This is a genomic window from Providencia sp. PROV119 (genome assembly GCF_028482435.1).
In the GTDB taxonomy this organism is placed as follows: Bacteria; Pseudomonadota; Gammaproteobacteria; order Enterobacterales; family Enterobacteriaceae; genus Providencia; species Providencia stuartii.
This window is the reverse complement of sequence record NZ_JAMPQL010000007.1, coordinates 251,451-263,810: the sequence shown is the minus strand read 5'-3', so window position 1 is coordinate 263,810 and position 12,360 is coordinate 251,451. Positions and strand designations below refer to the sequence as shown.

Below are 12,360 nucleotides of genomic sequence, written 5' to 3'. Positions count from 1 at the left end.
CATCAAGTCGATGGTGTGTCTTTAGGCGAACTCCGTCATTACCAATTTGGCAATTTCGAAGTAAATAATTAGACCCGTTCCATCAATGAAGGTTGCAATAAACGGCGCAGATACTACTGCGGGGTCAACTTTTAATTTCTTCAATACCATTGGGATAATCGAAGAAACAATTGCACTCCACATGGTGATAGCAACAATAGTTAGACTTACTACAATCGTCACTTCAGCGCCCACACCCAGTATCCATGCCCTAATCAAAGCAGCTGCACCAATAGTCACGGCCACTAAGAAAGAGGTTGATACTTCTTTTTTCAATACCGCGCCCAAATTACGTAGGCTCACTTCCCCTAGCGCCATCGCCCTGACAAGGGTTGAAGTGATTTGCGTTCCACTGTTCCCGCCCGTTCCAATTAATAATGGAATAAAGAAGGCCAGAGAAATCGCAGCTTCTAATTGCTCTTCAAAGGCTTTTAATACTGTACCGGTATAAGCTTCCGCAACAAATAGCATTAATAGCCATACGACACGTTTACGCCATAACGTAATAGGACTGGTTGCTAAATAAGGCTCTTCAAGTGGTGTAGTCGCCCCTTGAAGTTGTGCGTCTAACGTATTCTCATCTTCAATTAATTCAGCAATATCTTGAGGACGTAATACCCCCATCAATTTGCCAAATTGAACAACGGGTATCATATCCAAACCACTATGGTTGATCAGATCATAAACATCATGACGTGATTGATCAGGCGCCACTGAAAAGTAGTTGTGTCTCATAATATCGGATACAAGCAACCCTTCATCCGCCGCTAATAGCGATTTGACTGAAAGAATACCATTTAAATAATTTTCCTGATCAACAACAAATAAATACGTTGGGATCTGCTCACCGTCTAAGTGTTCGATCAAATTCTTTTTCACGCAAGCAACAGAATCCGCAATAGAAACAGGCAAATAAGATTGGCTCATATATGCGCTGACAGTTGCGTCATCAATTTTTGGTTGCTGAGTGTTGTTGTTATTCAGGCGTGCGCCTTTCATTGCGGACTGAGCAATTGCTACAGATCCCGCTTTGTTCTGGGTAGTGAAAGTCATTTTTTTAGTCCCTAGTTACTGTTGTTTACTCAAACAGTACTCACATAGGGGCGAAACCAGATGAGAGAATGCGGTGGCTATCTCTACGTCTCGGTTTTAGCACTATACAACGTATCCAACTTACATTGGAAGTTACATGGGGATATACCTTCGTTCGATATATCCTGTCCTGATCTTGGGCGTCTCTCGACGTCGTCAGATCAGTAACCTGTGTTTGTATAGGAGCCTCGCCTAACGAGATACTGCACTTTTGATGCGACGCGAATTATAACCATAAGATTATTAATTACCACCCCGAAAATAGCGTTAATAACACATGTTGATTATCTTGTTTAGGTTTTGTTTAAGTTGATGTATGACAACAATTCGTCGCGTTACTAAATGTAACCAAGCATGTATTAATATTTTATTCACTGTTCAAAATACGCTGCTTTTGACTTATTTTTTACACGTGAATAAAAAACGTAGTTACCCGATTAATAAATTTATAACGCAATGACAAAAAAGGAAAATTACTTGATTTTATCTAATTTATTTTATCTTTCATCCTAAGGTAAAAGAATAATATTGAATATATTAATTTGCATTATTATAATTTTTTGAATAATCTATACTATATAAAACAAACCCGCCAAACAGGTAAATTATTTTATTTCTGTCACATCTTACTTAATTTAAATCAACCATCATAAAAAACGTCTTAATAAGAGAATGCACTTAATGCATTATTTAATTCGAAAAAAACCTCAGCTTATTAGTATTTCAAAATAAAAATACATAATCACATATTAATTTAGTGGTTAATATATTTATTTTTATTTTAAAATACCGCAAGGTTAATTAAAGAGTGAAGTTTTAATTATGGACAGAACCATTGTCGGTATGCTGACAAATCTAACATTTCGAGTGAATGATGAGATAAAAATCGCCGCTATATCAGCGTTAGGAGATTATAAAGCAACTATTGAACACCAAGAAGCTATTGTTCGTATTATCAATCTTTGCCAAGATCCAAATAAAGAGATTGCAGTATCAGCTATCAACACATTAAGTAAATTATCCGTTTATTTTATACCTGAAGGATATACACTTAAATAAACTCGTTTAATGTGTTATAACGATATTCAGTTACCTTTTATTATATAATAACTTACAACCAATTACGTATTTTTGTTTAATAAATAATACATAGGTCACTGTCTCATTACTTAGCCACTATAATGAGACAGTTCATTGATGAGATCACTTACGCTATTTCTGTATCACCTTGTAATTGGCAGCTACAAGCCAAGACATAACCGGCCGCAATCTCTTCTTCTGTCAATGTCATGGTACTGCTCGTCGTATAATTGCCTGAGAGTACTTTTGTTTTACAGCTACCACAAACACCAGCACGGCAAGCCGCAATGACTGGCTGTTTATTTTGTTCTAAAGCCGACAGCAACGACGTTCCGACAGGGACTTTAAAATCGACCAAACGGTGGCGTATTTTTAATGTCACTACGTCTTCACTTTCAACCGGCTCCGGCTCTAGCGAAAAACGTTCCATAAAGAAATGATCAGCAGGTACACCTAGGCTTTTAGCGAATTGCTGAGCATTCTTCATATAAGGTGTAGGCCCACAAGTCATGACCACTCTAGCGCTAATATCCGGCACCAAGGCAGAAAGTTTCTCAAGGGTTAATCGCCCTTCTGCGACGCCACCATTATCTGGCGTTTCCGCCATAATGCACAGTTGTAATCGAGATGAATATCGCTCAATCAACTGATCCCATTCATCCGCAAAAATGACTTGTTGGTTATCACGCACGTTAAACAAAACTTTGACATCCGCCTGAGGCCGATTAGCCATCAACCAACGCACCATCGACATAATTGGCGTCACACCACAGCCAGCGGCTAACATCAGATATTGGTTACTATTGAGCTCTGCACAGGTAAACTCCCCCTGAGCGTCAGAAAGCCAGAGATAATCACCGGGTTTTACTGCCCCCGTTAACCAGCATGATCCTGTGCCTTGTTCTAAGCGTCTTACCGTAATCGTGATAAAACGGCTTTGCCCAGGTGTCGATGAAATCGTATAAGCTCTCATGATTTCATCGCTGTTTTTAATACTAACAAGTGCATATTGACCGGGTGAATATGTATAAAAGTCGTGATTGATTAAATTAATCGTCCATACATCGGAGGTTTCTTGATGAATAGAATGTATTTGCATTCTATTTGGACATAAACTACTCGGCATTGTCATCCTATCACTCCAATTGGGGGGAAATATCCCCCCTTCACTCTTAATATTAAGCAGGCAGAATTTCAGCTAGATCTTGTTCAACTGTTGTAATGCTACGCATACCAAATTTTTCGTTCAGCACATTTAATAAGTTTTCAGTTAAGAAACCAGGTGCTGTTGGGCCGGTATAAATATTTTTAACGCCCAGCGACAACAGCGTCAGTAAAATAACAATCGCTTTTTGTTCAAACCAAGACAGAATCAAGCTCAATGGTAAATCATTAACGCCACAACCTAATTTTTCGGCTAAGTTCACTGCAAGCATGATTGCTGAATAAGCATCATTACACTGACCCACATCTAGTAGACGAGGCAAGCCTTCCAATGTACCAAAGTCTAATTTATTGAAACGATATTTACCGCATGCCAACGTGAGAATTAAGCAGTCTTCCGGTACACTGCGAGCGAAATCCGTATAATAACTACGCTCACCACGGCTACCATCACAACCCCCTACTAAAAATACGTGACGTAATTTTTTCTGTGAAACTAAATCAATTACGGTATCAGCGGCACTCAATAATGTTTGACGACCAAAACCAACCGTAATTTTGTGTTCAATTTCTGTATATGGGAAGCCATTCATTGATAGAGCTTGATTGATCATTTCAGAAAAATCATCTCCCGTTAAATGTTTCGCTCCAGGCCAACCCACGATACTGCGAGTCCAAATGCGATCTTTATACTGACCGACATCAGGGTCGATAATACAGTTTGAAGTCATCAGCACAGGACCCGGGAATTTCGCGAATTCCGTTTGCTGATTTTGCCAACCACTACCATAGTTACCAACAAGGTGTGAATATTTTTTAAGTTCAGGGTAACCGTGAGCAGGTAACATCTCACCGTGAGTATAAATATTAATCCCCGTTCCTTCCGTTTGTTCTAACAACATTTTCAAATCTTTCAGGTCATGGCCTGAAATAAGAATACATTTACCAGCAACAGGGCGAACATTGACCTCTGTTGGCACAGGGTGACCAAACTCCCCTGTTTCACCTGCATCTAGAATTTCCATGACTTTGAAATTCATTTGGCCAATCGCCATCGCGTTATCAAGCAGTTCATTCATATCCGCTGGTAACGTACCGAGCCACGCCATGATTTGATGATATTGACGATAAATCTCATTATCATATTGGCCCAATACATGAGCATGCTCCATATAAGCGGCAGCACCTTTTAGCCCATATAAGCAAAGCATACGTAAGCCATGAATATCATCACCCACTTGTGCTTTATCAATATCAAGTGCGAACGCTTCGGCTTGTTTTTGCAAGGTCGCAATATCGTTGCCATTTAATTGGATATTAATCAGGGGGTGATTAAACACAATGGCACTATTTTTAGCTTGGCATTGCTTGATTAATTTATCACGCAGATAAATCGCTTCACGTGCATAGCCAATAATACGCTCTGAATCAAAGTTAACGTTTGTCAGTGTTGAGAAAAAAGCTCGAGGAGCAAAGCTATCGACATCGTGGTCAATAATTCCCAATTCACGGGCCGTAACTGCACTCGCCGACAGACTTTGTAGTACAGCCACTAATAAATCTTGCAGGTCAGACGTTTCCGCCGTTTTACCGCACATACCCTGCGCGTATGCACAGCCATTGCCAGCTGGAGTTCTAATTGTTTGTTCACATTGCACACAGTACATGTTCATTGCCTCATAAGTTGCATTTTGAATACAACATTAAGATTAAACCTTTTTCGATAATAAGAAAGCGGATTTAAAGCTTATCTGATGCTTTATTGATCTATATTAATGTTTTTAGTAAATGAGAACTATTTGCATCTATCTCACTAATAAAATAAGGAAAATTAGCCTTATGACAGTATCCTTAAGATAAATAGTTTCATTTTTGCTCGAATTAGTACTTGCTAAATTTGATTTGTTAACTTGATAATACCCGCGCTTAATTTGTTAGGCACAAAAAGATTTCACTTAGTTAGTAAATGGCTTAAAGGATTTTTTATGAAGAAAAAGACTATTCTTGCAGTGACTATCTGCTCATTATTCGCGGCGGGTGTTACCAATGCTGCTGAGGTTTATAACAAAGATGGCAATAAACTGGATGTTTACGGTCAAATTGATGTTCGCCACTATTTTGCCGATGCAAAAAGCGGGGAAGATGGGGATGATTCACGAGTCCGTTTAGGGTTTAAAGGTGACACGCAAATTACAGACCAGTTAATTGGTTTTGGTCGTTTTGAGTGGGAAACGTCGACCAATAAAGCGGAAACCAGTAATGATAACCAAAATCGTTTAGCGTACGCTGGATTAAAATTTGCAGACTACGGCTCACTTGATTACGGTCGTAATTATGGTGTGATTTATGATACCAATGCTTGGACAGACGTATTGCCACTTTGGGGTGCTGATACCATGGATCAAGAAGATACTTTCATGATGGGCCGTAACCGCAATTTACTAACTTATCGTAATAACAATGGTTTTGGTTATATTGATGGTTTAAGCTTCGCTCTACAGTACCAAGGTAAAAATGGCGATCAAAATAAATCAACCGGCTCAAGCGCATTAGATAACAATGGTGATGGCTACGGTTTTTCTACCGCTTATGAATTAGGTTGGGGTCTCTCAATTGGTGGCGGTTATTCAAATTCATCGCGTACGCCAAGCCAGAATAATATTAAAACCGGAGCAACAGGAAAACGCGCCGAAGCTTGGAACGTTGGCAGTAAATTAGAACTTGATGAGTTATATTTAGCCGCGATGTATGGGCAAACACTCAACACAACCCGATTTGGCGATGATGACGCTGAGGCGATTGCCAACAAAACAGAAAATCTTGAACTAGTTGCATTGTATTCGTTCGATTTTGGCCTGACACCCTCCATTGGCTATAACCAATCTAAAGGTAAAAACCTAGGTAATTATGGCAATAAAGACTTAGTGAAGTATATTGCGGTTGGTGCATCCTACGATTTCAACAAGAATATGGCCGCTGTCATTGATTACAAAATCAATTTATTAAAAGATAACCAATTCACCGATGACTATGGTATCAATACAGACAATGTGCTTGGCTTAGGTTTAATTTACCAATTTTAAATCTATTTAAGTAATTCACCCCCATTATGGTTTTCATAGTGGGGTGAATTCCATCATACGCAATTATCCCCAAACGTCCTGTCATTCCCCGACTTAAATATTAACTTACCGATTATTTTATTAACAAACCTAATAAACTTTAGCGCATATCCCTTATTATTTACTTAAACTAGCTTACTTTATACAGATATTATAAATGATTACACATTTATGACTTATTAATTTCACTTTAATTAAATAACGTCATATTCCAATAATTAAAAAAAGTAAAGTCTTACGTTTTATTTGCTTTGTTTATTAAATAAAATACCTGACAATAAAATTGTGGTATGGTTTGACATACTGCTTGTCATACTAAAATTACAATAAGTTGCTATACATCACTAATAGAGAGTCATAAAAAGATGTCTGAACAAAGTTCAATGAGTCAATCCGCAATGAAATATCGTTTCGGAATACTCAGACGATTAAAAGAATCTAATAAGACCCCATTTGGCATATTGCTTTTATCCGCGGTCATTGGTGCATTTGTTGGCTTGGTGGGAACCTTATTTGAACTAGGCACAACATGGGTGAGCAACTATCGAAGCAGTTCTGTTAATGAACTTATTACCGACAAATGGCTACTTATTCCTGCTATGTTTGCAGTATCTGCAATATTAGCGATGATAGGCTATTATCTCGTCAAGAAAATCTCACCAGAATCAGGGGGATCAGGGATACCTGAAATTGAAGGCGCATTACAAGACCTACGCCCTGTACGATGGTGGCGCGTTATCCCCGTTAAATTTTTTGGTGGATTAGGTGCATTAGGCTCTGGAATGGTGCTAGGCCGCGAAGGCCCAACAGTACAGCTCGGCGCCAATATCAGCCAAATGTTTTATGATATTTTTCGTATTAAAGATAATGAATCTCGTCATACATTATTAGCTGCGGGTGCAGCAGCGGGGCTATCAACGGCGTTCAATGCCCCACTGGCAGGTATCTTATTTATTATTGAAGAGATGCGTCCACAATTTAAATATAGCTTAATATCCATAAAAGCGGTGTTTATTGGTTCAATTACCTCTACCATTGTCTACCAATTAATCAGTGGTCAAGCCGCCATCTTAAATATTGGACAATTTTCATCTGCTCCCTTAAATACATTATGGCTTTATTTAATTTTAGGAATGCTATTTGGGGTGATTGGTATTTGCTTTAACCGCTTTTTGCTTTATCTACAAACGAAATTCCTCGCATTTTATCAAAATAAAGTTTCTCGTTTTGTATTAATGGGAGGCCTAATCGGTGGATGCTGTGGTGCTATTGGTGTTTATACTCCTGAAGTTGTTGGAGGCGGTTTTTCTGTGATCCACCAAATGGTAGCAGGAAGTTTTACTGTATCGGTTTTAATACTGTTTTTTGCCCTACGCTTCCTCACATCCACTATCAGCTTTAGCTCTGGTGCCCCCGGTGGTATTTTCTCTCCACTACTCGCTTTAGGTACGCTTTTCGGGGGCATTTACGGTTACTGCGTGTTAGAGCTTTTTCCGGATTACCACATTGAAGTGGGCACTTTTGCTATTGCGGGTATGGGCGCTTTATTTGCCGCGACAGTCAGAGCGCCGCTAACGGGGTTAGTGTTAGTACTCGAAATGACCAGTAACTACCAACTTATTTTACCTATGATTATTACCTGTCTAGGCGCGACCATGGTGGCACAATTTTTAGGTGGTAGACCACTTTACTCGGTTTTATTAGAAAGAACATTGCAAAGAAGTGCACAAGAAAAATCAGCAGAGCAAACCAAAGCGGCGAGCTAAGCTTAATCAACCAGCGGGATGTTTTACGCATCCCGCAATTGTCTTAACCTAATCAAACACTACCGCTTTTTGGCAATTAATGTCGCGAAATTAAGTTTTATACGGTTACCTTGCGCATCCGTTCTATGCAGATGACCAGGATTTTCATTATATTTTAAAATCTCCCAGTCTTTGTAATATTCATGCAACTCCCCTGCTTTGAGGAAGCATTTGAATGGGATCAAATCTAAAGGAGCATCTGGCGTTTCAGCAGCACATACGATCACATTAATACCACCCGGTAATGTGTGTGCTTGCATGTTAGCAATAACATCCGCAATACGTTCACGCTGCAAAAACATTAATACAACGGTAGAGATGATTAAATCATAATCGTCTTTGATTTGATGGCTATTAATATCATAAATCGCAGTTTTAATATTTTCTATACCAGCTTGTTTTTTGACAAATTCAATGGCCTGAATATGTTGTGGGTTAATATCTACCGCTGTCACGTCATAACCTTGCAATGCAAGATAGAAGCTATTGCGTCCACGTCCTGATCCTAAATCTAACGTTTTACATGGCTGAGACAGGTTATTTTCACACAAAAATCTCACTTCCGAATGTGGGATAGTTAAGCCATATTCTTTATAGAATTTGATATCGGGATGACATAAAAAGGAGAGTTGGCACTGCATATCATCGCTGCAATCCGAAATTCGATGCCAAACTTGAGGCTCAATAATCGGTGGTTGGTTATTAATATCAAATGTAAATTTTTGCTCGCTACCGTCTTCTGAAAAAATAACAAAATCGAGTGTTCCTTTTAGTACTCGAAGTTGTGCATAGGTATCTTCTTTCGTGTTATGGCGCTCTTGAAACATCAGAGGAAGAGAGGCTTTATCCCACACAGGCATAGTCTTATAACAAACTAACTCGCTCATATCATCACCTTTAAGTTGCATATTAAATACATCTTATAACTTTATTAATCGACCTGCAAAGGTTTCATAAGATGATGTTTGGTAGCTTGATCAGAATCAACCTTCTGGAAAACCAGAAGGTTGATAGCGGAAGATTAATAACCCAGTTGTTTTGCTGATAAACCTAAAAACTCAAAAGGCTCACTCTCTACATACTCATTGGTCGCATCGCCAGAAAAAATATGACTCTGCTCAGCACCGAGGGTCAGTTTTTTCACCTTGCCCGTTTCAGCAGAGAAATCAATCTTCTTAAGGTTAGTCCAAAAGATATTTGGGGTTAGAGCGGATTCGAAGAAATAGAGTTGACGTTTATGATCAACTAGAGTCCGCCAGCGAGTCGAGGAAATTTCAGGTGAGTTTTCTGTGGTTAATCCATAAGGAACAGACACATTACGAATAACGCCGAACACACTGGCAACAGCTTTATTTGGTGTTGTCTGTTGTGGGATAGCATTAATATAAAATTGTGCACGTGCAAACCGATCCGCTGAGCGGTTTGTGCCCGGCAACATAACCGTACCACCTATTCCTTGCCAATATTCTTGCATAGCTAATTGCTTTTCATAAATAGGTGAATTTGTCATGACTTGATATTGGCGACTGTGGTGAATAACTTGCTTACCATTAATGTATTCAACAATCGCACTATCACCACTCGCATCTGACAATGATAAATGCAAAGTGGCTAAACGGTCTTGCCCGGGTACGTTATCGGTCATAACCAATAACGGTGTTTTCTCTAATGCTTCTACTGCTTCAGCCACCGTCGCAAAGTTATCAAGCATATATTGAGCCCATAATGAGATAGAGAGCGCTGGCTGCTTATCATTCGCTGGCGGGTATTGTGATTCTGCAAGCCATAATAAATTAGCCACTAAACCTTTTTCATTCACCCCATCGGTCGTTGAAATATCATAGCCTGATGCAATCACACTACCGTATTTTGACGTCCATTTTAGGGAGTTAGGCCCAGCGATACCCTCTCTCTTCATTCCTCGCGGAAATATCCATAAATTAGTCCCAATATCATATTTCCAGTCCATCGTCCTCGCGGTCATGGTTTGCTGATCTTCACCTAAATACACGACGCGCGTACATGCTTGAGTGACAACTGAGGGAACATAAACTGCGGCCGCGGTGAGTAGTGCAACCATGCTTTTCTTAACAAACGACATCTGACCTCCTAGAAACAAAGAGTTACCGCCAATAGACTTTACACATCGTCAAACAGTGATGGACTGAATAAATAAAATGTATCAACTTGGCTCAATTAACATGTTCATATTCATCATAAAATTGAAAATATAATTTGATGATAAAAGTATAGAAGAATTATGAGCTATGCGCAGGACGAATCAACCTTTTGAAACATTCAATAACAATTAAAGGCTATTTAGCTTCAAAAAATACATTCATTAATGTGAGGATATATTCGACTTTGTCTATTAAACCGTCATATTTGGCAGGGAAATAACATGATGAAGCAATATCCCATCATTTTAAGATGGGATATTGCGTCACTGATTATTGATTCGTGCCAGCGAATAGAGAGCGTAAAAAGGCCGCTTTTTTCTGGCTATCTGGCATCGCCAAAATGTGATCGTAAAAACTCATTGTAATACGGCAAGTGACCGCCGGTTGCTGCTTAGCTTTTTCTAAATCCCCTAGTAATGAGGTTTTCTTACCATATTTTGCAGTTAATTTAGCCTGAATATTCGTCAGAATTGTGTTTTTTTCTTCATTCGACAATGTCGGCTGTTTAACGCCAGCTTCACTGGAAATCAGTAATTCATTGGTTGCCTCTAATTGTTTAAGGAGGACCGAATGACTTTTTTGTGGTGGCATAATCGCCGCTGAATCACGCAAATATGGGAACAGTGAATAGAAACAGGTTTTTCCTGACGGGTCTGCTTCCAACAGCACATTTAAATAATCGTTCACTTTGCTGGTAAAATTAATGATGGATTCATCCGAAGCATAAGGGATACGTTCAGTCACGAGCTTCATGACACTACCCACTATCTGATCAAACATATGTCGGCTCAGTAGTTCATTAGAAGGATCGTAATCACGAACAATATTTTCTATGGCTTGATAAACATCAGGATTGATTTTTTTTATCGTTTTAATAACCGGCATATCTTTTTCGATATCAGATAATGCCTCTATCTGAGCAACGCTTAATGGTGCCTCTAAAGAGCTTGATTGAACTTCAGCCTCTGCTTGTGTTGATAATGTATTGTTATCTTTGCCCAACCAATAAAAACCGAGTGCAAACGCGATAAAAATAACAACAACAATCAGTGCTGTTTTACGTGAATTATTTGTCTCCAAGAGCCTATACCTTTATAACAATGCCTGACTAATAAATCGCCTCAACTGACTTATCCTAAATAAGCACTTACGATCAAGCCATTTGATTTTTAATGTATTCTACCCTGTTACAAAGTCATTAAGCTATAGGAAAAAGGGAAATTAAAAATCCAAATATATTGCCCCCAATGCGCGGGTCGCATTGAGGGCATTTTAGGCTAAAGAATCATTACTTCTCTTGCACGCCTTCAACTGAAATTAACAACTCAACTTCTTGAGATTTAGGACCTAAGTCTGATTTGATGTTAAAATCTTTCAGTTTAATATTCCCTTGTGCTTCAAAACCAGCACGGTATCCACCCCAAGGGTCTTTACCTTCACCCATCAATTTAGCATCTAAAGTGATAGGTTTAGTGACACCATTGAGTGTGAAATCACCTGTAATTTTGTAATTTTCACCCTCTTTTTTCACGTCAGTAGAGACAAATTTCGCTTCTGGGTACTTCGCCGCATTCAAGAAATCGCCACTACGTAGGTGCTTATCACGTTCAGCATGGTTAGTATCGATGCTACCCGTTTTAATTGTCACCTCGACTTTGTCTTTTGCAGGATCTTTTGCATCGTAGGTAAAGCTACCATCAAAGTCTTTAAAGCTGCCATAAACCCAGCTATAACCCAAATGTTGGATACGGAATTCGATAAATGCGTGTTGACCTTGCTTATCAAATTTATAGGTTTCAGCTAATGCAGAACCTGCTGTTAAAAATAATGCTCCAGTTGCCAGACCAAGAACCGTTTTCTTAAACATATCTTTCTCCA

The 12,360-nt window shown here is 39.0% G+C and carries 10 protein-coding genes and 1 riboswitch; of the genes, 3 read left to right on the top strand and 7 right to left on the bottom strand.

The features are described 5' to 3' along the window. Positions 1-21: 21 nt before the first annotated feature. Positions 22-1,092 (bottom strand): magnesium transporter, encoded by a 1,071-nt coding sequence (locus tag PSF11_RS08995; RefSeq protein ID WP_004922030.1) that lies wholly within the window; start codon positions 1,090-1,092, stop codon positions 22-24. Between the two features lie 74 nt (positions 1,093-1,166). Beyond that, positions 1,167-1,338: riboswitch (M-box (ykoK) riboswitch) on the bottom strand. Between the two features lie 615 nt (positions 1,339-1,953). Between PSF11_RS08995 and PSF11_RS08990 the strand changes: the two genes are divergently transcribed. Beyond that, complete coding sequence (locus PSF11_RS08990; RefSeq protein WP_004922032.1) at positions 1,954-2,190, top strand: HEAT repeat domain-containing protein; 237 nt, start codon at positions 1,954-1,956, stop codon at positions 2,188-2,190. Positions 2,191-2,338: 148 nt separating this feature from the next. Here the strand turns inward: PSF11_RS08990 and hcr are convergent, their stop codons facing one another. Together hcr and hcp are read right to left on the bottom strand one after the other, a co-directional pair. Further along, entirely contained in the window at positions 2,339-3,343 is a 1,005-nt protein-coding gene (gene hcr, locus PSF11_RS08985) for an NADH oxidoreductase (RefSeq protein ID WP_072502445.1), read from the bottom strand. Between the two features lie 46 nt (positions 3,344-3,389). Beyond that, positions 3,390-5,042, bottom strand: a complete 1,653-nt coding sequence (gene hcp / locus PSF11_RS08980) for a hydroxylamine reductase (protein WP_014656429.1) — start codon at positions 5,040-5,042, stop codon at positions 3,390-3,392. A 318-nt stretch (positions 5,043-5,360) separates the two neighbouring features. Here hcp and PSF11_RS08975 point away from each other — a divergent pair, with 318 nt between their 5' ends. Together PSF11_RS08975 and clcA are read left to right on the top strand one after the other, a co-directional pair. Then, positions 5,361-6,458, top strand: a complete 1,098-nt coding sequence (locus tag PSF11_RS08975; protein WP_060560860.1) for a porin — start codon at positions 5,361-5,363, stop codon at positions 6,456-6,458. 404 nt (positions 6,459-6,862) lie between these two features. Continuing rightward, the gene (gene clcA / locus PSF11_RS08970; RefSeq protein WP_036941215.1) at positions 6,863-8,263 is read left to right on the top strand and encodes a H(+)/Cl(-) exchange transporter ClcA; all 1,401 of its coding nucleotides are present in this window, start codon (positions 6,863-6,865) and stop codon (positions 8,261-8,263) included. Positions 8,264-8,322: 59 nt separating this feature from the next. Here clcA and tehB read toward each other — a convergent pair whose 3' ends face one another. The 4 genes from tehB to PSF11_RS08950 all read right to left on the bottom strand — a co-directional run bounded on the left by tehB (position 8,323) and on the right by PSF11_RS08950 (position 12,349). Then, the gene (gene tehB, locus PSF11_RS08965) at positions 8,323-9,210 is read right to left on the bottom strand and encodes an SAM-dependent methyltransferase TehB (RefSeq protein WP_004922049.1); all 888 of its coding nucleotides are present in this window, start codon (positions 9,208-9,210) and stop codon (positions 8,323-8,325) included. Positions 9,211-9,323: 113 nt separating this feature from the next. Continuing rightward, positions 9,324-10,403 carry a linear amide C-N hydrolase gene (locus PSF11_RS08960; RefSeq protein WP_004922053.1) on the bottom strand — a complete coding sequence of 360 codons (1,080 nt, stop codon included), beginning with the start codon at positions 10,401-10,403 and terminating at the stop codon, positions 9,324-9,326. A gap of 349 nt (positions 10,404-10,752) precedes the next feature. Further along, complete coding sequence (locus tag PSF11_RS08955) at positions 10,753-11,562, bottom strand: hypothetical protein (protein ID WP_004922055.1); 810 nt, start codon at positions 11,560-11,562, stop codon at positions 10,753-10,755. A gap of 208 nt (positions 11,563-11,770) precedes the next feature. Next, positions 11,771-12,349 (bottom strand): YceI family protein, encoded by a 579-nt coding sequence (locus PSF11_RS08950; protein WP_014656434.1) that lies wholly within the window; start codon positions 12,347-12,349, stop codon positions 11,771-11,773. Between the last annotated feature and the right edge of the window lie 11 nt (positions 12,350-12,360).

Coding starts and splice junctions, on each gene's coding strand:
- PSF11_RS08960 (WP_004922053.1), bottom strand. CDS start 10,403: ATGTCGTTTGTTAAGAAAAGCATGGTTGCACTACTCACCGCGGCCGCA.
- PSF11_RS08950 (WP_014656434.1), bottom strand. CDS start 12,349: ATGTTTAAGAAAACGGTTCTTGGTCTGGCAACTGGAGCATTATTTTTA.
- clcA (WP_036941215.1), top strand. CDS start 6,863: ATGTCTGAACAAAGTTCAATGAGTCAATCCGCAATGAAATATCGTTTC.
- tehB (WP_004922049.1), bottom strand. CDS start 9,210: ATGCAACTTAAAGGTGATGATATGAGCGAGTTAGTTTGTTATAAGACT.
- PSF11_RS08975 (WP_060560860.1), top strand. CDS start 5,361: ATGAAGAAAAAGACTATTCTTGCAGTGACTATCTGCTCATTATTCGCG.
- hcr (WP_072502445.1), bottom strand. CDS start 3,343: ATGACAATGCCGAGTAGTTTATGTCCAAATAGAATGCAAATACATTCT.
- PSF11_RS08995 (WP_004922030.1), bottom strand. CDS start 1,092: ATGACTTTCACTACCCAGAACAAAGCGGGATCTGTAGCAATTGCTCAG.
- hcp (WP_014656429.1), bottom strand. CDS start 5,042: ATGTACTGTGTGCAATGTGAACAAACAATTAGAACTCCAGCTGGCAAT.
- PSF11_RS08990 (WP_004922032.1), top strand. CDS start 1,954: ATGGACAGAACCATTGTCGGTATGCTGACAAATCTAACATTTCGAGTG.